The organism is Yersinia hibernica, assembly GCF_004124235.1.
Classification (GTDB): Bacteria; Pseudomonadota; Gammaproteobacteria; order Enterobacterales; family Enterobacteriaceae; genus Yersinia; species Yersinia hibernica.
In genome coordinates this window covers 1,339,036-1,358,177 of record NZ_CP032487.1, presented here as the reverse complement: position 1 = coordinate 1,358,177, position 19,142 = coordinate 1,339,036, and the positions used below count along the sequence as shown (strand labels likewise).

Genomic DNA, 19,142 nt, shown 5'->3' with positions numbered 1-19,142 from the left:
GAGCCGAACTATAAACAGAGCTCCGCCGCTTGTAAAGCTTGTTTGTGTTTAATCGCCCAAAAAGCCGCCATCTGATTATCGAATGATGAATTAATCGTCATGCTGATGATTCGCTGTACAAGCGCTGCAATGCCAGCTTCCCCAGCAGCTTTAGCAAACAAAAACACAGACTTCTTTGGGATATGACCAAATATTTGTTAAATTAGCAGCCGCTTGATTGATGGGATAACCGAGGTTGTATGTTGGAATTTGAAGGGCGCATGATTGATACCGATGCGCAGGGCTACCTGAAAAACAGTGCGGACTGGAGTGAAGCCCTGGCAACAGTGTTGGCGGAACAAGAAAATATTACACTCACCGAACCTCACTGGGAGGTGGTGCGGTTTGTACGCGCGTTTTATCAGGAATTCAATACGTCACCAGCAATACGCATGCTGGTAAAAGCCATGGCGCAGAAATATGGCGAAGAAAAAGGTAACAGCCGATATCTCTATCGCCTATTCCCGAAAGGGCCGGCAAAACAAGCCACTAAAATTGCCGGGCTGCCAAAACCGGTGAAATGTATTTAACCAATCAAGCCATGGCTCATAATTCACCTTACTGATAGGTTAATAGCGGATTTTAAATGTCTCAAATGGCCTGGCCGGATAAGGCTCAGTCAGCAGGCGGTCGACTCGCGCACCGCGTGGCCCGCCCTGCTTAATCCACTCCAGCAACTGTTCGACTGCTTGTTGCTCGCCATAAGCCACCACTTCTACACTGCCGTCATCACAATTTCGGGCGTAGCCCGTCACCCCTAGCGCCAGCGCCTGGCGTTGCGTATTATAGCGAAACCCCACGCCCTGAACGACGCCATAAACATAAGCTGCAATACATATTTTTGCCATATCCCCCTCACTGACGTAATCATTAAATATCCCTTGCTTGTGAGCCATGACGATAAATATCTGCACTCATTCAACAGGTGGCTAAGGCCCTCATTTGATATTTTTACTTTTCCCCGTGCTGTGTATCGGAGCGAGTGTCATTGGCGACAGAGAAATTATTCTCTGCGGAGTCTAATTCTTTAGACAAGAAGTAATTAAGGAATGTCCGTATCACCGCAATAATAGCCAATTTAATCAACTCTTCCATGCTAGGGTTGATTGTCGTTGCCAAGATATCAGCAGCTAATTGAAACTCCAGGGCCAAAGCAAGCCAGGTACCAAAACGTGTTCTCATTAAATGGAGAATAGACTGATTTTTAACATTTGTTATGGCGGTAGGGAGTGACTTTACCAATCCGACAAACACACAAATAACGGACAAGAACTCTAAGAAAAGCTGCAATGATTGAGAAATGTAAATGAGAATTTCTTTTATGCTTTCCAAGGGAATTGTCCATTTTTATCAATTAGTTGTTAGCATCTCATTACAGCGCCGTTCCTAGTCCTTAATTATATTATCCAAGGAATTGGGGTAACAGAACTGGCGCTATGAGATGAAAGAGTGTTTATTTGCCGCCGTTTTTTTGGTTCAAGTGGAAAGAAAAACGCGACTGAAAATAGGATTTAACCTGTTCTTCCATCGCGTGGATCTTTTGGTCAATATCATTACAAAGAAACTCATCACTGTTCATCGCCTCAACCCGTTGTAGCGCGATTAAGTCGATTTCTGCTTTTTGTTTTTCTGTGAGTTCTGAGTGAGCTGGCTTATTAGTCATGATGCTATTCCTATATTGTAGAATGACAGTCATTATAGCTCTATGAATATATTAGTGAAAAAATTTTAATCTTTCTATTGAATGCGAGATGACGGCCAATAAAATACTGAAGCGCCTAAATCACCCGTCAGTATCAAGACAGTCGTGGTAGTGAGCGGGATGATATTGCTATATGATTATGAGCTTATTTTGATTGATAATAACTTATCAATTTTAACTATTTGATTTAAAAAGAATATTAAAATGCGCCTATTTCTTGCTAAAGGACGTGAAAAATCCTTACTTCGTCGCCACCCATGGATTTTCTCTGGGGCCGTTCAGCGCCTTGAGGGTAATGCGCTTCCCGGTGAAACCATTGATATTCTTGATAGTCAGGGAAAATGGCTGGCACGCGCCGCCTACTCGCCTGAATCACAAATTGTGGCGCGAGTCTGGACGTTCCAACAAGATGAAGTTATCGACCGTGAATTCTTTGTTCGCCGTCTACAACAAGCGCAAAGCTGGCGGGATTGGTTGGCACAGCGCGATGGTTTGAATGGCTACCGCCTGATTGCAGGTGAGTCCGACGGTTTGCCGGGCATCACCATCGACCGCTTCCAAAATTTCCTAGTATTACAATTACTGTCAGCTGGGGCTGAATATCAGCGTGCTGCGCTGGTCAGTGCATTACAACAGTGCTATCCGCAATGCTCTATTTACGACCGCTCCGATGTCTCTGTGCGCAAAAAAGAGGGATTGCCGCTAACCCAAGGCACTGTTTGTGGTGATATGCCCCCGGCACTGCTCCCCATTACTGAACATGGTATGCAACTGCTGGTAGATATTCAGCAGGGCCATAAGACAGGTTTTTACTTAGACCAGCGTGATAGCCGCTTGGCGGCCCGCCATTATGCGGATGGCCGCCGTGTCCTGAACTGTTTTTCTTATACCGGGGCTTTTGCTGTCGCTGCATTGATGGGCAATTGCCAGCAAGTAATCAGCGTTGATACTTCACAATCCGTTCTGGATGTTGCCAAACAAAATGTTGAGCTAAATCAGTTAGATTTGAGCAAAGCCGAGTTTATTCGTGATGATGTATTCCAATTGCTGCGCCATTACCGCGCGCAAGGGGAAAAATTTGACATGATCATCATGGATCCACCAAAATTTGTAGAAAATAAAAGCCAACTGGCCAGTGCGTGTCGCGGTTATAAAGATATCAATATGTTAGCGATACAGCTATTACGGCCGGGCGGTATTTTATTAAGTTTCTCCTGCTCGGGCTTGATGCCGACAGATTTATTCCAGAAAATTTTAGCAGATGCTGCGTTAGATGCAGGTCATGATATACAATTTATAGAGCAGTTCCGTCAGGCAGCGGATCACCCTGTTATCGCGACATACCCTGAAGGTTTGTACCTGAAAGGATTTGCATGCCGGATAATGTGACTTGAAATGCCCTGCGCTGCCCTCATATAGAAGGCAGCGTAATGTTTCTCAGGAGGTTATCATGATCGCCAGTAAATTCGGTATTGGGCAGCAGGTTCGCCACAGCCTACACGGCTATTTGGGTGTAGTGATTGATATCGATCCTGAATATTCTCTTGAGCCACCTGCCCCTGATGAGGTTGCAAACAATGATACTTTGCGCTCATCACCTTGGTATCACGTGGTCATTGAGGATGATGAGGGGCAACCTATACATACTTATCTGGCGGAAGCACAGCTGACGTATGAAGATCTGGATGCTCACCCGGAGCAACCGTCATTAGATGAATTGGCCGCTTCCATTCGCCATCAGTTACAGGCCCCGCGCCTGCGCAACTAAACGATGAGCGCCACCAATAAAGCCCGGCACTAATAGCCGGGTTTTTTATGGGTGAAACTTAGGCTCATTCGCGCTGTAAATATTACTTTTTTTCTAATCCTAGTCGTGGGATTTCAATTTTAGGGCAGCGGTCCATCACAACTTTTAGCCCAGCATCTGCCGCCAAAGTTGCCGCTAATTCATTAATCACACCAATTTGCAGCCAGAGTACCTTGGCACCAATCGCAATAGCATCCTGTGCGACACCATAGGCTGCTTCAGCATTACGGAATACATCAACCATATCAATTGGATAGGGAATATCAGCTAATTCAGCATAAACCTGCTGACCCAATAAGGTCTTGCCGGCGAGTTTCGGGCTGACCGGAGTCACCTCATACCCTTGCTGTAATAAATACGCCATCACGCCATAACTTGGCCGAGCGGGGTTATCACTGGCCCCCACTAAGGCGATCGTCTTTACCTGCTGGAGAATGTCGACAATGTCTTTATCGTGCATTTTTCAGTTCCTCTGATGCGCTAAAAGAATATTCCAATCCATTTGCTTGCGGATCACTTTGCAAATACCAGACGGCACCTAAGTGTATATCATGCGCAAAAATCATAATAAACGCCGCCTAATTGATTTGGTTTAATCGCTGTGGCAGAAATAACTGTTAGATTGATGTCTTTCTCTTTAGAATTCATCGAGATAATAGCTACATACTTATACTGAATGTTTCAAAAAGTAAATAAATAGCGGCAACTAGAAAGACTTTGACACATAATCTAGCCTGTCTGACAATATAAGTAAGTATCACGCTCAGGAGTAGCACATGAAATTTGGTCTGGTGGTCGCAGGGATTCTGGCCGTTTGCTGTAGTGCTCCAGCTATAGCCACGACCTTAAAACTCGCACCGGAAATCGACCTGTTGGTGGTCGATGGCAAAAATATGTCAGGCTCTTTACTCAAAGGGGCCGATAGCTTGGAGTTAAATAGCGGCCAGCATCAGATTCTGTTCAAAATTGCAAAACCGCTCCTGGCGGACCCCAAAGTATTGTATTCCTCCCCCCCCTTGGTCGTGGTATTTAACACTCGCAACATCCGTTCAGTGGCGATAAAATTACCCGCTATCGAGACCGAGCGAGATGGCAGCAAATTCTCTAAAAACCCGGTTTATCAACTTATCGGGGATAATGGGCGGCCATTATCCATACGGCACGATGTACTGCATCAAGATAATCTGAATACCGCAGCGACACTTGAGACGGCAATGGCGACCTATAACGTCGGGCAATTCAGTGCTTCGGTGCCCTCTTTTGCCACCATCCCCCCCTCACCGATAAGTGCTGTTCCTGGGACGACCATTGCGGTTGCTGGCACTAATTCCGCACAGAAAACGACCAATTTACAAGGTGAGAATGTGGCAGAGCAGATGCTGCAATATTGGTTCCTGCAAGCCGATGCGGGGACTCAACAACGTTTTCTACTTTGGGCTAAAAAACAACCCGAACAGTAGCTCAGGCCATTCTTAAACATCAGGTTATGCTTGTTTCCTCGCATTTTTTTGCGTTGCTACTATGCACAAAATCGCCATTTCAGTAATCTGTCTATAAACCACTGGTATACATACCCTAAATAAGTCGAGCAGCAAGCAAGCGGCGGCGAAAGAACCCTGTAGAGCTTACATCAGTGAGTGATTTGGGTGATTGAACGCCGCCAACATATATGCAGCTTGATATATGGCGGCCACATTAAAGGAAAACTTGATGGAATTCACCACCCGCACTATCGCGGCTCGCAAGCATATTGCGCTGGTTTCCCATGACCATTGCAAAAAATCACTGCTCGAATGGGTCATGGATAACAGCAGTCTTTTGTCACAGCACGAACTTTATGCCACCGGGACCACCGGGAATCTGGTACAGAAAGCAACAGGTATTGATGTCCACTGTTTGCTCAGCGGCCCCATGGGGGGTGATCAGGAAGTGGGTGCGCTGATATCCGAAAAGAAAATTGATATTTTGATTTTCTTCTGGGACCCACTCAATGCCGTCCCACACGATCCAGATGTAAAAGCGCTGCTACGTTTGGCAACCGTGTGGAATATCCCCGTCGCGACCAACCGCTCTACCGCAGACTTCTTGATTGATTCGGCCTTATTTAGCAATGAAGTCACCATTGCTATCCCCGATTATGATCGTTACTTGCAGCAACGTCTGAAATAATCATCAAGCCCGGGGCTATAACACCTCCGGGCTTCATTTTTGAGAAATAAACGCGTTGTTTTAATTAGGGTTTTCGCTGAGTCGGCACACCCAACTCGCTAAGTTGACTAACAAAAATGGACGGGTTAGCCGTGTCTTGCAGTAACCAGACCTGATGTTTTGCTCGCGTCATTGCCACATACAACAAACGCCGCTCTTCCGCATCAGGGAACTCTTCAGGCGCGGGTAGCAATACATCTTCCAGAATTGACTCCCGAGCCACCGCCGGGAAACCATCCCCCCCCTGATGTAAACCAGCGATAATCACATAATCTGCCTGTTGACCTTTACTGGCATGAATCGTCATAAAATCAATGGTTAACTTTGGCCAGCGCGTGGCTGCTTTTGGCAAAATGTCGGGGCGTAAATGGTGATAACGGGCCAAAATAAGAATGCGTTCATCAGCCTTAACAAAACCACTTAACTTATCAAGCAGTGACTCCAATTGTTCACTTGGCAAAATAATGACTGACTTTTTATTTCCTTTACTCAAGCTATTCAGGGGCTTTTTCAGTTGGTATGGGTTCTGCTGGATAAACCGGTTTGCAATTTCACCAATCCTGTCATTAAAGCGATAAGTGGTATCCAATGCACATTCAGCGCCCTCACCAAAATTCTGGTTAAACGCAGTTGTCAGCGAAAGCTCAGCGCCACTGAAACGATAAATAGCCTGCCAATCGTCACCAACCGCAAACAGGCAGGTTTGCTTATTTTGCTTACGCAAGGCAGTCAGCAACATGGCCCGCTGCGGCGAGATATCCTGAAACTCATCAACAAGAATGTGCTTCCAGGGACTGACAAATCGCCCTTTCTCCAGCAAGTTGACGGCCTGATGAATTAGCCCAGCGAAATCAACGGCGCCCTCTTCTTTCAGCGCCGTTTTCCATGCTTTCAGTAACGGGGCCATCAGTCGTATACGTTTTTGAAACAGGTCACGCACTTCTTCATCAGCCTGCTCAATCATTTCGGCCTGACTGCCACCGTGCATGCGCATCAACCCCAACCAGCGCTCAAGTCGCCCAGCAAGGCGGGCCGCAAGGCGCTTATCCTGCCAGAAATCACCGTCTTCAACGTCCCATTCTAGCTCGTCAGTTAACCATTCTCGCCACCCTTTAGCCTGGGCTTTTTTCTCGCTGCATTGCTGTTGCCAATGCTTAATCAGCAGTGACCGCCTGGCCTGACTGTCTGATTCAAGCTGACTTATCACCGGCGTTTTTCGGCTGCCTTGCTGGATTATCTGCAAAGCAAGCGCATGGAAAGTTTTAGCTTGAATATCTTCGACACCGAGCCGTTGCTGGATACGGCTATTCATTTCATCAGCGGCCTGGCGGCCAAAGGCGAGCAGCAAAATTTGCTCTGCCAATGCTTCATTACGACGCAATAGCCAGCCCGCACGGGCAACCAGTACCGAGGTTTTGCCACTGCCCGCACCGGCCAACACCAATACCGAATCTTCGCCATTGATAACTGCGCGACTTTGCGATTCATTAAGCGGTGAGGTTTCTACGCTCTGGAAGAAATCTTGATATTCCTCCAGCATGCGGTTTGTCCATTGTTGATTGCGATGGTCAACACTGCGATTGCCCTGCTGTAACCAGCGCAAACAAAGCTCATAATCTGCGCGGCAAGACTCAAATTCGGTTAAGCGCTGAACCGGCATCGGAAGTGATGTGAAAGCCTCACGGATAGATGCTTGCAGCTGATTTAGCTCACTGCGTTTAAACCATTTATCCTGTTGCTCAATTCGCTTAATTAATTCAACTTGTTTATGCAAAACTGCCGCACAAACCAAGCACATCTCCTCACTCCATTGTTGCCAAATGCCCAGTAAATGATGATAGAAACGTTGCGTCTCCTGCCATTCGGTGCCGTGTAAACGCACAACTTGTTGATTTGGCAGCTCAAACTCCATCTCACCCCAAACAATACCGCGCTTACATTGAATGTTAACCAACTGATTAAAAGGAATCAGGTATTGATGTTTATCACCGCATACTTCGATGCCCGCATTCAGCAACCGAACCCGATTGTAAGGGTGTTGAGCCAAATGCTTGCCAAAAGATGTCGCTTTAAGTTCCATATCTGCGCGCCATAACCCGTATTAAGTGAATTGAAATAACCTATGGAGTGTAAATAAAATAATTGAGTTTAAACAACAGGTATCCGATAGTTAATGGAGGAAACTAACCGGCGCTATCCCTACAGAATAGCTTGCAGCGGTTATCATTCACCCGCACTGCGGTTTTTTTATTCAGCTAGGCAGATTAATCACTATGCGTACTGTACTGAACATTCTTAATTTTGTTTTAGGTGGTTTTTTCACCACATTAGGTTGGCTATTGGCAACAGTGGTCAGTGTCATTCTCATTTTCACCTTACCATTAACCCGCTCTTGCTGGGAGATTACCAAGTTATCATTTCTCCCTTATGGCAATGAGGCGATCCATGTCAATGAATTATACCCAGAAAAAAGTAATCCTCTGCTCTCTGCCGGTGGATCTTTACTGAATATTGTTTGGTTTATTTTATTTGGTTGGTGGCTATGTTTATCTCATATTGCCACCGGCATTGTGCAATGTATCACCATAATTGGGATTCCCGTCGGGATCGCCAATTTTAAGATTGCTGCTATCGCTTTATGGCCAGTGGGACGCCGTGTTGTTTCTGTCGAAATGGCACAACAAGCAAGAATGGCTAATGCCCAACGCCAATATCAGCAACGCTGAATTTTCAGTTTTTTAGAGGTTTTTTGTGCTCACTTTCGTCACTGGTTTACGCCGTTATATCTACAATAGCAGCCTGCTTTATCATGTTCGTATATTTATCGCGTTGGTGGGTGTAACGGCGGTTCCATGGTGGATTGACCAACCAAAACTGACAATCCCCTTAACTCTGGGGGTCGTGGCAGCAGCATTAACTGACCTTGATGACCGCCTCGCTGGGCGGTTACGTAACTTATTCATTACGCTGATTTGTTTTTTTATCGCATCAGCCTCTATTGAGTTGTTATTTCCTTACCCTTGGCTATTTGCTCTTGGCCTGACCTTTTCAACCTGCGGTTTTATTTTGCTGGGCGCCTTGGGCCAACGTTATGCCACTATCGCCTTCGGTGCATTGCTAATTGCCATCTACACCATGCTCGGCACTTCGATGTACCATATTTGGTATCAGCAACCACTGTTACTGATACTCGGTGCCGTTTGGTATAACATTTTGACTTTATGCGGCCACCTTATTTTCCCTATTCGTCCTTTACAGGATAATCTGGCCCGCTGCTATCAACACTTAGCCCACTACTTGGAAGCCAAAGCCAATCTGTTTGATCCAGATATTGAATCTGATGTTAATCAACCTCTTATTGATGTCGCGATGGCCAATAGCACATTAGTCTCGACACTGAATCAAGCTAAAACCTCACTTGTTACACGGCTGAAAGGTGATCGCGGCCAACGCGAAACAAGACGAACTCTCCATTATTATTTTGTCGCGCAAGATATTCACGAACGTGCCAGTTCATCACATGTCCAATATCAGGTATTGCGAGAAAAATTCCGCTACAGCGATGTATTGTTTCGTTTTCAGCGTTTATTAAGCATGCAAGCCAGAGCCTGCATGCAACTTTCGCAATCTATTCTAATGAGGCAGAAATACCAGCATGACCCGCGTTTTGAACGTGCATTTACATTCTTAGATGCTGCACTGGCTAGGGAATTGGCCCAAAATGAGAATGTGCCACAAGTTAAAGCACTTTCACATTTACTCAAAAACTTACGCGCTATTGATGCCCAATTGGCAGGGATTGAGTCAGAGCAAGTCTTAGCCCAAGACCCGCAACCTGAAAGCCGCTTATCTGATGACCGCATCACTGGATGGAGCGATATTAAGTTACGCATCAGCCGCCATCTGACACCGCAATCCGCACTCTTGCGCCATGCTGTTCGCATGTCCGTGGTGCTTTGTGTGGGTTATGCATTCATTCAATTCACCGGCATGCGCCATGGTTATTGGATTTTGCTGACCAGCCTTTTTGTTTGCCAACCCAACTATAATGCAACAAGACGCCGCCTGGCGCTGCGCATCATTGGCACTTTGGCGGGCATACTTATCGGGTTGCCCATCCTTTATTTCGTCCCCTCGATTGAGGGGCAACTCATCCTGATAGTCATTACTGGCGTACTCTTTTTTGCTTTCCGCAATGTTCAATATGCTCATGCAACAATGTTCATTACCTTACTGGTTTTGTTATGTTTTAACTTACTTGGCGAAGGGTTTGAGGTTGCTGCACCGCGCGTATTTGACACATTGCTCGGCTGTGCAATTGCTTGGGTTGCGGTCAGTTTTATCTGGCCGGACTGGAAGTTCCGCCAACTTCCGGCCGTAGTCCGTAAAACACTTAATGCAAACTGCCGTTATCTCGATGCTATCTTAGTGCAGTATTATCAAGGTAAAGATAATAGCCTGCCCTACCGTATCGCCCGCCGCGATGCTCATAATTGTGATGCAGAATTAGCGTCCGTCATTTCTAATATGTCCGCGGAGCCCAAAAATAATAAAGAAACTCAGGAGGCTGCGTTTCGTTTACTGTGCCTAAACCACACCATGCTGAGTTACATCTCCGCTCTAGGGGCTCATCGCGAAAAACTGACCAATACCACCACACTGAATTTACTCAACGATGCGATTTGCTATGTGGAAGGGACTCTTGAGCAAGAACAACCCGACCATGTAAAAATGGCGCAAGTATTGGCGAGTTTATCAACCCGGCTACAGAGTTGTAATCCTGAGCCGGAGAGCAAAGATCAGTTGGTTTTACAACAGATTGGCTTGTTACTTGAATTATTGCCTGAGCTCAGTGAACTGAATAAACGCATTGGCCAGGTGGGTTAATGGCACTCTGGGCCAATTGCTCAATGGCCCTTCTTTATGCTGTTTCATATTGTGTAATGATGATATCAGCCGGGCGGATATGCATTTCGAACCATTCCATAAGCTCACTGCGCATGACAAGAGGCAGCACAGCATAATGGTGACCGCTGATAGCCCCGGCAAGAGCCAACAGTACATTAAAGCCGAGCGAACATCTTAAAGTCCGTAACTTCAAATAACAGCGTTTAGCCCCCTCAAGTCGCAACGCTGCCACACTTGTAATTCCGGCTTTCCACAATAATCGCTCAAGGCTGGCACTGAGGTTAGGTAAATCTTTCAAACGCGCTGGAGGGCATTTTTTACTTAAAACCTCGGATTTAGCTCCTTGATACGCCAGTGTTGCAAAGTGACGTAATGCGAGGTCATCATCCCATAAAAACGCATCGACCCGATAATATCGCAATAATACCGGAAGCCCCCGTTTGGCATAAATAAGATTAGCCATCCCTCGATTACGAAAAAAATTCTCAATTAAGTCATTGGCCCGTAAATACAACTCCCCCTCCGAAACCACAGCAAACATAATGCCATTGGCTAATAGGCCATACCCACCAAATTGTGAGCGAACCGTGATTTGGCCTAAAAAATCAAAACGGCTTTGTGCTTGCATTATCTTGCTCTTAGATACGTTTTCCATCACTACTCCTTTAGTAAAAATCCGAATCAACGTCCCTATTTAGTTGCAATAAGTGTAAGAGGAACAACTAATTAGAAAATACGCAATATAGATAACTGAGCCAAACACAAAATCAGCTTTCACGTATTTACATCACAATAATGCGAAGCGTCTTGTAAAAATTTAGTTGATCTTCAGATAAACAGTGACTACTGTATATGCATACAGCACACTACAGGCGAGGTTCATAATGCGCACTCAATCACTAAAACCTTATAATGCTAATTATCATTCTCTTGTTACTCAGGATACCCCGACAAGAGTTGATGCCCCTACAGATAGTGGCCTTATCAGTGAACTGGTGTACAGTGAAAACCAACCTGCGGTTGCTCAGCTATTGCTTCCGTTATTACAACAGCTTGCTAAACAATCCCGATGGCTGCTGTGGCTAACCCCTGAACAAAAATTAAGTCGCTTATGGCTACAGCAGTCAGGTTTACCAATGACAAAAGTCGTGCAGGCGAGGCAGATAAATCCATTATCAACTGTGGATGCAATGGAAAAGGCATTATTGACGGGAAATTACAGTGTTGTTCTTGGTTGGTTACCAGAATTATCGGAGAATGACCGCATCAGATTGCGTATGGCGGCACAGTTTGGAAATGCTTATGGGTTTGTTATGCGTCCTTTGGATGACACAAAATCCGATCAAGGACAGTGCGCAACGTTAAAAATTCATTCTTCTTTGTATCATTAAGTAAATTTAGGATTTATCCCATGAATTATTACAATGTTTAGGACTTACTCCTGTAAAGTCGGCATAAAGCGAGTCAGAATGCGGCTTGCGGCAAAAAATAACGTCTAGGAAAAGTGCTATTTTATGGCTAAATCGTTAAAGATTATGCACAATTTTGCTTTTTTTTTCAGCCGGTTTATCACATCACACTTGTAACTTTCTCGCCACGTTGTAGACTTTACATCGCCAAGGTTGCTCTAAAACGCCAAATTATACTGGCAGCGTGATTAACGGGAGCGTTAAAACCTTGACGAAGAATTTTAACCAAGGGCTTAGCTTTTAAAGCTCATTGCCTATTTGGATGATAACGAGGCGTAAAATGAAAAAGACAGCTATCGCATTAGCAGTGGCACTGGCTGGTTTCGCTACAGTAGCGCAAGCCGCACCGAAAGATAACACTTGGTACACTGGTGGTAAACTGGGTTGGTCTCAGTATCAAAATACTGGTACTGGCGGTATCTATGGCGACCAAGGCAATGACGGTCCAACTCATAAAGACCAATTAGGTGCTGGTGCGTTCTTGGGTTACCAAGCAAACCAATACCTGGGCTTTGAATTGGGATACGACTGGCTTGGCCGTATGCCTTATAAAGGCGACGTTCGTAACGGCGACTTTAAAGCACAAGGCGTTCAGCTGGCTGCAAAACTGAGCTACCCAATTGCTCAGGACTTAGACCTGTACACCCGTCTGGGTGGTCTGGTTTGGCGTGCGGACTCAAGCGCGTTTAACGCCGCTTCTGGCGAGCGTCTGAACAACCATGACACCGGTGTTTCTCCATTAGTAGCTCTGGGTGCTGAGTACGCGTGGACTAAAAACTGGGCAACCCGTATGGAATACCAGTGGGTTAGCCAGATCGGTGATAAAGCTACCGTTGGTGCTCGTCCAGACAACGGCATGCTGAGCGTTGGTGTTTCTTACCGTTTCGGTCAAGATGATGCAGTTGCTCCAGTAGTTGCTCCAGCACCAGTTCCAGCTCCAGTTGTGGACACTAAGCGTTTCACTCTGAAATCTGACGTGCTGTTTGCTTTCAACAAAGCAACTTTGAAACCAGAAGGCCAGCAAGCTCTGGACCAACTGTATGCACAACTGAGCTCTATCGATCCTAAAGACGGTTCTGTAGTTGTTCTGGGCTTCGCTGACCGTATCGGTCAACCAGCTCCTAACTTAGCTCTGTCTCAGCGTCGTGCTGACAGCGTGCGTGATTACCTGGTTTCTAAAGGTATCCCTGCTGACAAAATCACCGCTCGCGGTGAAGGCCAAGCAAACCCAGTTACAGGCAACACCTGTGACAACGTGAAACCACGTGCTGCGCTGATTGAGTGCTTGGCACCAGATCGTCGCGTAGAGATCGAAGTTAAAGGCTACAAAGAAGTTGTAACTCAGCCACAGGCTTAAGTTTACTACTTTCGTAAAAAACCCCGCATTGCGGGGTTTTTTTTATCCTACCATTAAGAAAATCCGAGTCATCTTATATTTTCTTAATAACAATACTTCAGTAGCGTCAATATTGGTTCATAGCCACTCGAGTTACATCTCTTTGCCAAGAATATCTTGCAAGTCCTGTTTCAAAGACGACATCTGGCTCCTATATTTCTCTTTACGTTCGGCATCTTCAATTAACTGAACAACTGTCTCTGACAGCGTATTGCCTCGACGCCTTGCCAGTGCCGCCAAACGTTGCCACACCAGAAACTCCAGATCGATTGATTTCTTGCGAGTATGCTGATGCTCCGCATTGAAATGCCGCTTACGTCTGGCGCGGATAGTCTGCTTCATCCGATTAGCCAGTTGCACATTCATATGCACATCAATCCATTCCGCCACCTTCACAGGCTCACTTTCCAGCTTCATCAGTTGCTCTACAGCATCCTGAGCCGCACTGTTTTCTATATGGCGAGTAATGGCTTCACCTTCACGGTGTTTTTTAACCAAATACGCCCATTTCCAACCGCTTTCCAGATTTTCCAGTTGCTGATATTTCATCGTGAGCTCTTCAGTGACCGTGTAACTTAACTCAAGCATAACAGTTTTACGTAGAATTTCACCCTACTAAAAATGCATCATTAGTGTATTTTTTGTACGGAATATGGCTGATATCTTACTCCTTATCACCAACTGCCACTCTACGTATATGCAGTCTGCTTTATTCTTGTATAATCGCCCTTTCCCTTTTTGACGATTGCATCTATCACTTTGACCAATAACAGACTTGAATGGCAGTCACTGCTGCCGAACACAACGCCATATGAAGCGTTATTTGCTACTGCCTCCCAGTTGGAGCCTGTTCCTTTCGCGGCGATTCAACCCCGGCTTGAAAATGGAATGACATTATTTTGTCATCCACAATCACATCCGCGTTTTATGTTGATCAAAGCACAGGAAAGTACTGAGTATCTAGCATTGATCGCTCAAGCTGTTAAAGAGCTGCAACCTGAGGCCTCTACCTTGTTTGGTGGAGACTACCTCGTGCACGGGCATCAGGTGAGCTGGCAGCCAGCGCAACACGGTGACGAGCCGTTTGCGGCGATTTCGCGCTGTCTTTATCAGGAATGGGTTGAACCAGAACAGTTATTTGGTTGTGTCAGATGGCATAAAGATCAAATAAGCCTGCAACCCGGCTTGGTTCACCAGGCGAATGGTGGGGTATTAATCTTATCGGTACGGGCATTACAAGCTCAACCACTGATGTGGCTGCGTCTCAAACAGATGATTGCTCAGCAGCGCTTTGACTGGCTATCACCGGATGAAACCCGCCCTTTACCGGTGCATATCCCCTCAATGCCACTTGAGTTGCGTTTGATTCTGGTCGGAGATCGCCTAGGGCTGGGTGATTTCCATGATATGGAACCTGAATTGGGCGAATTGGCTATTTACGGTGAGTTCGAAGCCGAACTACCGCTAGTCGATATTGACGGTATGACGTTATGGTGCGGCTACATCAATACGCTTTTGCAGCAGAAACAGTTGCCTTCCTTATCAGCGGATGCTTGGCCAGTGCTGTTCCGCCAGGCGGTGCGTCACAGTGGCGACCAAGGTAGCCTGCCATTATGCCCACAATGGCTTACCCACCAGTTGGCTGAAGCCGCTTTATATGCCGAAGAAGACGCAATTACCGCCAATGCATTGGAAGTTGCTTTGAATGCCCGTGATTGGCGCAATAGCTACCTCGCCGAGCGGATGCAAGATGAAATTGAGCTCGGGCAGATTCTGGTTGAAACCGAAGGCCAAGTCGTCGGCCAGATTAATGGCTTGTCAGTATTAGAATATCCTGGTCATCCTTACGCCTTTGGTGAGCCGGCACGTATCAGTTGTGTTGTCCATTTAGGCGATGGTGAATTTGTTGATGTGGAACGTAAAGCCGAATTAGGCGGTAATATTCATGCGAAAGGCATGATGATTATGCAGGCTTTCTTGATTTCAGAGCTAGAACTTGATCAACCGTTGCCTTTCTCCGCCTCCATTGTTTTTGAGCAATCTTATGGTGAGGTTGATGGTGATAGTGCATCGCTGGCAGAACTTTGTGCGCTGATCAGTGCGCTATCGCAACAGCCAATTAATCAGCAAATTGCCGTGACCGGTTCTGTTGACCAATTTGGTAATGTGCAGCCTATTGGCGGTGTGAATGAAAAAATTGAAGGCTTCTTCGAGGCTTGTCAACGCCGCGGGCTAACAGGCAGTCAGGGGGTTATTTTGCCCATGACCAATATCCGTCATTTATGCTTGAATCAAGCGGTGATTGATGCCGTACAGAAAGAGCAGTTCCATTTATGGGCTGTCGATTCCGCCGCTGAAGCATTACCATTGTTAACAGGCATAGTTTATGCCGATGAGCAGCAACCCAGCTTGTTAGGTATCATTCAAGAGCGAATCTCACAAGTAAATCCGCAGGACAGACGCCGTTGGCCATGGCCGTTACGTTGGCTGAACTGGTTTAACCAGGGCTGATCGGACTTGCTCAGCGTACAGCTGTACGCTATTCTGCGCACTTCATTACAATAAGGCTTACTGAGAACATGGTAGATAAACGCGAATCCTATACAAAAGAAGACCTTGAAGCATCAGGCCGTGGCGAACTGTTTGGCGCAGGCGGGCCACCATTGCCAGCAGGCAACATGTTAATGATGGACCGTGTCGTCAAAATGACAGAAGACGGCGGTACCTATGGTAAAGGTTATGTGGAAGCGGAACTGGATATCAATCCGGACCTATGGTTCTTCGGTTGCCACTTTATTGGTGACCCAGTAATGCCTGGTTGCCTGGGCCTTGATGCCATGTGGCAATTGGTTGGCTTCTATCTTGGTTGGTTGGGTGGCGAGGGCAAAGGCCGCGCACTCGGGGTGGGTGAAGTGAAATTCACCGGGCAAGTGCTGCCAGATGCCAAGAAGGTAACATACCGTATTAATTTCAAACGCATTATTATGCGTAAACTGATTATGGGTGTGGCTGATGGCGAAGTATTAGTGGATGGCAAAGTTATTTATACTGCCACTGACTTGAAAGTCGGCCTGTTTAAAGACACCAACACTTTCTAATATTTCGACCCGTAATGCCGGTACAGGGGCAGCTAACTCCCCTGTACTATTATCAATGATGCCAATGGCATTTTTTTTATCACCAGTAACTACAATAAATGTAGTGACTAATAAACTTGCTGCGGGACATAGCCGCTATGCCCATACAGCTCTGAGGGTGATATGCAAAGAACTTGCTTTCAAGACCTACCCTGCCCGGTGGCCCGCTCCCTTGAACGGGTTGGAGAATGGTGGAGCATACTCATCATCCGTGATGCTTTTCAGGGGTTAACACGATTTGATGAATTCCAGCAAAGTTTGCAGCTTTCACCCACTATCCTCACCCGCCGTCTCAAGTATTTGGTGGAAAACGGCATCTTGGAAAAACGGCTTTATCACTCTCGCCCTGCCCGCTATGAGTATTTATTGACGGAACGTGGTAATGACTTTTTCCCCGTGATAGCCGCCTTGTTTCACTGGGGTAATCAACATTTTGCTCCCGACGGACCGGCAGTGATACTTGCAGATCGCCACACCGGCGCACCTGTCGAGCCAATCCTGTTGAACAATGCCACTCAGCAACCTATCCGTGCAGAAGATGTTACCCTCGCGGCAGGTTCAGTCAGGAGCGATATAATTAATAAACGATTGGCGCTGATGCAACTGAAAGATTCAGCAAATGCCAAGTATTCCCCCCATTCAATTCAGTCTCTAAAGGAAAAATAATGAACAAGCGCCGTGTAGTGATTACAGGAATGGGGGTGGTTTCCCCATTAGGCTGCGGTATTGAGGTGGTATGGCAACGCCTGTTAGCTGGGCAATCAGGTATCCGTGTGCTGCCCGATGAGATTGTCGATGATTTACCGGCAAAGATTGGTGGACAAGTTCCAACCATTTCAGCAGACCCCGCCGGGGGCTTTGATCCCAATAAGGCGGTTGCGCCGAAAGATCAAAAGAAAATGGATCGTTTTATTGAATTTGCCATGGCCGCAGCAGATGAAGCCATTACCCATGCGGCCTGGCAGGCCGATAATAGTGAGAAACAAGAGCGCACAGCAACCATCATTGGCTCAGGGATTGGTGGCTTCCCCTCTATTGCAAATGCGGTGCGCACCACCGATAGCCGCGGGCCAAAACGCCTTTCACCTTTCACCGTGCCTTCATTTTTGGTAAATCTGGCCGCAGGCCATGTTTCTATCAAACATCATTTCAAAGGGCCAATTGGCGCGCCGGTTACCGCCTGTGCCGCGGGTGTGCAAGCTATCGGCGATGCGGTACGCCTAATCCGCAATGATGAGGCAGATATTGCACTTTGTGGTGGTGCCGAAGCGGCAATAGATAAAGTTAGCCTGGCGGGCTTTGCCGCTGCACGCGCATTATCAACCGGTTCTAATGATGCCCCGGAAAAAGCCTCTCGCCCATTCGACAGTGCCCGTGATGGTTTTGTCATGGGGGAAGGTGCTGGTTTACTGGTTATTGAAGAGTTAGAGCATGCTTTGGCGCGCGGAGCACAACCTTTAGCCGAGATTGTCGGCTACGGCACCAGTGCCGATGCCTACCATATGACGTCGGGCGCTGAAGATGGTGACGGCGCATATCGTGCCATGAAAATTGCGCTGCGCCAGGCCGGGATCTCGCCGGCGCAGGTTCAGCATTTAAATGCGCATGCGACCTCAACTCCAGTGGGTGATCTGGGTGAAATCAATGCCATTAAGCATTTGTTTGGCACCGGTGACAACTTAGCGGTGACATCAACCAAGTCAGCAACCGGCCACTTGCTGGGGGCCGCCGGTGGGTTAGAAACTATCTTCACCGCACTGGCATTGCGCGACCAAATCGTACCGGCAACGTTGAACCTGGAAAATCTGGATCCCGCCGCCCAGGGGCTGAATGTCATTGCCGGTAAAGCGCAACCCCATGAAATCACGTATGCCCTTTCAAATGGTTTTGGATTTGGTGGCGTGAATGCAAGTATCTTGCTCAAGCGCTGGGCTGAATAATCCAGTGTATAAATGCAGTTAGGCGGCAAACGAATAAACCCCGATGAGTTGACGCCAGTCAATGATTCGGGTGCATGAGAGCAGCTAACAACACTGCGGGGACAAACAATGAAGAGTATTACTCAAAGTAATTGGTGTTGCAGTTAGGCGGCAAACGAATAAATCCCGATGAGTTGACGCCAGTCAATGATTCGGGTGCATGAGAGCAGCTAACAACACTGCGGCACCAAGAACGAAGAGTAAAAACAACAACCTCCGCAATATGCGCATAAAGCGGAGGTTATCCCTTAGTCTGACAGAGAGCCGCTTAAGCGGTCACAGCCCTATCCTCCACGGCTTGTCGCCACCCTCCTAACCAATGCGATCTGGCGTCTAAAGCTTGATAGGGGCAAATTTCCCTTGAACGCCCTGAAATACCGGCTTGATACCCACGTGACAACGCCCTTTCCAAGCGATCTCTTTTCTGTCTCTTCATGCCTCGTTTCCCTCATCTTTCTGTCTGGTGGAAAGAAAACAGTGACTACTTTATGCTCAGT

The 19,142-nt window shown here is 46.8% G+C and carries 22 protein-coding genes; 13 read left to right on the top strand and 9 right to left on the bottom strand.

Annotation, left to right across the window (positions count from 1 at the left end; genetic code table 11):
* Window positions 1-8: 8 nt before the first annotated feature.
* Complete coding sequence (locus D5F51_RS22480; protein WP_162301652.1) at window positions 9-167, bottom strand: hypothetical protein; 159 nt, start codon at window positions 165-167, stop codon at window positions 9-11.
* 72 nt (window positions 168-239) lie between these two features.
* On the opposite strand from D5F51_RS22480, the gene tusE reads away from it, so the two are divergent.
* On the top strand, window positions 240-569 hold the full coding sequence (tusE, locus tag D5F51_RS06295; RefSeq protein ID WP_025378725.1) for a sulfurtransferase TusE: 330 nt from the start codon (window positions 240-242) through the stop codon (window positions 567-569).
* Between the two features lie 39 nt (window positions 570-608).
* On the opposite strand, the gene yccX is transcribed toward tusE, so the two are convergent.
* From yccX to D5F51_RS06280, 3 genes are all read right to left on the bottom strand, one after another.
* Window positions 609-887: an acylphosphatase gene (yccX, locus tag D5F51_RS06290; protein WP_025378726.1), complete on the bottom strand. Its 279-nt coding sequence runs from the start codon at window positions 885-887 to the stop codon at window positions 609-611.
* Window positions 888-990: 103 nt separating this feature from the next.
* Entirely contained in the window at window positions 991-1,371 is a 381-nt protein-coding gene (locus D5F51_RS06285; protein ID WP_129195909.1) for a DUF1622 domain-containing protein, read from the bottom strand.
* A gap of 121 nt (window positions 1,372-1,492) precedes the next feature.
* Complete coding sequence (locus tag D5F51_RS06280) at window positions 1,493-1,702, bottom strand: hypothetical protein (RefSeq protein WP_025378728.1); 210 nt, start codon at window positions 1,700-1,702, stop codon at window positions 1,493-1,495.
* A 237-nt stretch (window positions 1,703-1,939) separates the two neighbouring features.
* Between D5F51_RS06280 and rlmI the strand changes: the two genes are divergently transcribed.
* Window positions 1,940-3,130: a 23S rRNA (cytosine(1962)-C(5))-methyltransferase RlmI gene (gene rlmI, locus D5F51_RS06275; RefSeq protein WP_025378729.1), complete on the top strand. Its 1,191-nt coding sequence runs from the start codon at window positions 1,940-1,942 to the stop codon at window positions 3,128-3,130.
* Between the two features lie 61 nt (window positions 3,131-3,191).
* On the top strand, window positions 3,192-3,509 hold the full coding sequence (gene hspQ / locus D5F51_RS06270) for a heat shock protein HspQ (RefSeq protein WP_025378730.1): 318 nt from the start codon (window positions 3,192-3,194) through the stop codon (window positions 3,507-3,509).
* A gap of 82 nt (window positions 3,510-3,591) precedes the next feature.
* Here the strand turns inward: hspQ and D5F51_RS06265 are convergent, their stop codons facing one another.
* The gene (locus D5F51_RS06265) at window positions 3,592-4,008 is read right to left on the bottom strand and encodes a CoA-binding protein (protein WP_025378731.1); all 417 of its coding nucleotides are present in this window, start codon (window positions 4,006-4,008) and stop codon (window positions 3,592-3,594) included.
* 316 nt (window positions 4,009-4,324) lie between these two features.
* Here D5F51_RS06265 and D5F51_RS06260 point away from each other — a divergent pair, with 316 nt between their 5' ends.
* Complete coding sequence (locus D5F51_RS06260) at window positions 4,325-5,008, top strand: DUF2057 family protein (RefSeq protein WP_162301700.1); 684 nt, start codon at window positions 4,325-4,327, stop codon at window positions 5,006-5,008.
* Between the two features lie 250 nt (window positions 5,009-5,258).
* Window positions 5,259-5,717 (top strand): methylglyoxal synthase, encoded by a 459-nt coding sequence (locus tag D5F51_RS06255; RefSeq protein WP_129195908.1) that lies wholly within the window; start codon window positions 5,259-5,261, stop codon window positions 5,715-5,717.
* Between the two features lie 64 nt (window positions 5,718-5,781).
* Here the strand turns inward: D5F51_RS06255 and helD are convergent, their stop codons facing one another.
* Window positions 5,782-7,836, bottom strand: coding sequence for a DNA helicase IV (gene helD / locus D5F51_RS06250; protein WP_129195907.1), 2,055 nt, complete (start codon window positions 7,834-7,836; stop codon window positions 5,782-5,784).
* A 193-nt stretch (window positions 7,837-8,029) separates the two neighbouring features.
* Between helD and D5F51_RS06245 the strand changes: the two genes are divergently transcribed.
* Together D5F51_RS06245 and yccS are read left to right on the top strand one after the other, a co-directional pair.
* Window positions 8,030-8,482, top strand: coding sequence for a YccF domain-containing protein (locus tag D5F51_RS06245; protein WP_129195906.1), 453 nt, complete (start codon window positions 8,030-8,032; stop codon window positions 8,480-8,482).
* Between the two features lie 25 nt (window positions 8,483-8,507).
* Entirely contained in the window at window positions 8,508-10,643 is a 2,136-nt protein-coding gene (gene yccS / locus D5F51_RS06240) for a YccS family putative transporter (RefSeq protein ID WP_129195905.1), read from the top strand.
* A 34-nt stretch (window positions 10,644-10,677) separates the two neighbouring features.
* On the opposite strand, the gene D5F51_RS06235 is transcribed toward yccS, so the two are convergent.
* Complete coding sequence (locus D5F51_RS06235) at window positions 10,678-11,319, bottom strand: TfoX/Sxy family DNA transformation protein (protein ID WP_129195904.1); 642 nt, start codon at window positions 11,317-11,319, stop codon at window positions 10,678-10,680.
* 229 nt (window positions 11,320-11,548) lie between these two features.
* Between D5F51_RS06235 and sulA the strand changes: the two genes are divergently transcribed.
* Both sulA and ompA read left to right on the top strand, forming a co-directional pair.
* Window positions 11,549-12,055, top strand: a complete 507-nt coding sequence (gene sulA / locus D5F51_RS06230; RefSeq protein ID WP_129195903.1) for an SOS-induced cell division inhibitor SulA — start codon at window positions 11,549-11,551, stop codon at window positions 12,053-12,055.
* A gap of 358 nt (window positions 12,056-12,413) precedes the next feature.
* Complete coding sequence (gene ompA / locus D5F51_RS06225) at window positions 12,414-13,490, top strand: porin OmpA (RefSeq protein ID WP_025378735.1); 1,077 nt, start codon at window positions 12,414-12,416, stop codon at window positions 13,488-13,490.
* Between the two features lie 132 nt (window positions 13,491-13,622).
* On the opposite strand, the gene matP is transcribed toward ompA, so the two are convergent.
* Window positions 13,623-14,078: a macrodomain Ter protein MatP gene (gene matP / locus D5F51_RS06220; RefSeq protein WP_129195902.1), complete on the bottom strand. Its 456-nt coding sequence runs from the start codon at window positions 14,076-14,078 to the stop codon at window positions 13,623-13,625.
* A 210-nt stretch (window positions 14,079-14,288) separates the two neighbouring features.
* Between matP and D5F51_RS06215 the strand changes: the two genes are divergently transcribed.
* The 4 genes from D5F51_RS06215 to fabF all read left to right on the top strand — a co-directional run bounded on the left by D5F51_RS06215 (window position 14,289) and on the right by fabF (window position 18,606).
* Entirely contained in the window at window positions 14,289-16,040 is a 1,752-nt protein-coding gene (locus tag D5F51_RS06215; RefSeq protein ID WP_162301699.1) for an AAA family ATPase, read from the top strand.
* Window positions 16,041-16,108: 68 nt separating this feature from the next.
* Window positions 16,109-16,627: a bifunctional 3-hydroxydecanoyl-ACP dehydratase/trans-2-decenoyl-ACP isomerase gene (gene fabA, locus D5F51_RS06210; RefSeq protein WP_025378738.1), complete on the top strand. Its 519-nt coding sequence runs from the start codon at window positions 16,109-16,111 to the stop codon at window positions 16,625-16,627.
* Window positions 16,628-16,789: 162 nt separating this feature from the next.
* Window positions 16,790-17,332 carry a winged helix-turn-helix transcriptional regulator gene (locus tag D5F51_RS06205; RefSeq protein WP_025378739.1) on the top strand — a complete coding sequence of 181 codons (543 nt, stop codon included), beginning with the start codon at window positions 16,790-16,792 and terminating at the stop codon, window positions 17,330-17,332.
* Window positions 17,332-18,606 carry a beta-ketoacyl-ACP synthase II gene (gene fabF / locus D5F51_RS06200; protein WP_025378740.1) on the top strand — a complete coding sequence of 425 codons (1,275 nt, stop codon included), beginning with the start codon at window positions 17,332-17,334 and terminating at the stop codon, window positions 18,604-18,606. Before D5F51_RS06205 ends, fabF begins: the two co-directional genes overlap by 1 nt.
* 307 nt (window positions 18,607-18,913) lie before the next feature.
* On the opposite strand, the gene rmf is transcribed toward fabF, so the two are convergent.
* Entirely contained in the window at window positions 18,914-19,081 is a 168-nt protein-coding gene (gene rmf / locus D5F51_RS06195) for a ribosome modulation factor (protein WP_129195901.1), read from the bottom strand.
* Window positions 19,082-19,142: the final 61 nt, after the last annotated feature.

Bases quoted from the DNA above. Each gene is read 5' to 3' on its own strand.
- fabF (WP_025378740.1), top strand. From the start codon at position 17,332: ATGAACAAGCGCCGTGTAGTGATTACAGGAATGGGGGTGGTTTCCCCA.
- sulA (WP_129195903.1), top strand. From the start codon at position 11,549: ATGCGCACTCAATCACTAAAACCTTATAATGCTAATTATCATTCTCTT.
- fabA (WP_025378738.1), top strand. From the start codon at position 16,109: ATGGTAGATAAACGCGAATCCTATACAAAAGAAGACCTTGAAGCATCA.
- D5F51_RS06265 (WP_025378731.1), bottom strand. From the start codon at position 4,008: ATGCACGATAAAGACATTGTCGACATTCTCCAGCAGGTAAAGACGATC.
- helD (WP_129195907.1), bottom strand. From the start codon at position 7,836: ATGGAACTTAAAGCGACATCTTTTGGCAAGCATTTGGCTCAACACCCT.
- D5F51_RS06205 (WP_025378739.1), top strand. From the start codon at position 16,790: ATGCAAAGAACTTGCTTTCAAGACCTACCCTGCCCGGTGGCCCGCTCC.
- yccX (WP_025378726.1), bottom strand. From the start codon at position 887: ATGGCAAAAATATGTATTGCAGCTTATGTTTATGGCGTCGTTCAGGGC.
- D5F51_RS06245 (WP_129195906.1), top strand. From the start codon at position 8,030: ATGCGTACTGTACTGAACATTCTTAATTTTGTTTTAGGTGGTTTTTTC.
- rmf (WP_129195901.1), bottom strand. From the start codon at position 19,081: ATGAAGAGACAGAAAAGAGATCGCTTGGAAAGGGCGTTGTCACGTGGG.
- matP (WP_129195902.1), bottom strand. From the start codon at position 14,078: ATGAAATATCAGCAACTGGAAAATCTGGAAAGCGGTTGGAAATGGGCG.
- ompA (WP_025378735.1), top strand. From the start codon at position 12,414: ATGAAAAAGACAGCTATCGCATTAGCAGTGGCACTGGCTGGTTTCGCT.
- D5F51_RS06255 (WP_129195908.1), top strand. From the start codon at position 5,259: ATGGAATTCACCACCCGCACTATCGCGGCTCGCAAGCATATTGCGCTG.
- D5F51_RS06260 (WP_162301700.1), top strand. From the start codon at position 4,325: ATGAAATTTGGTCTGGTGGTCGCAGGGATTCTGGCCGTTTGCTGTAGT.
- hspQ (WP_025378730.1), top strand. From the start codon at position 3,192: ATGATCGCCAGTAAATTCGGTATTGGGCAGCAGGTTCGCCACAGCCTA.
- D5F51_RS06280 (WP_025378728.1), bottom strand. From the start codon at position 1,702: ATGACTAATAAGCCAGCTCACTCAGAACTCACAGAAAAACAAAAAGCA.
- D5F51_RS06235 (WP_129195904.1), bottom strand. From the start codon at position 11,319: ATGGAAAACGTATCTAAGAGCAAGATAATGCAAGCACAAAGCCGTTTT.
- tusE (WP_025378725.1), top strand. From the start codon at position 240: ATGTTGGAATTTGAAGGGCGCATGATTGATACCGATGCGCAGGGCTAC.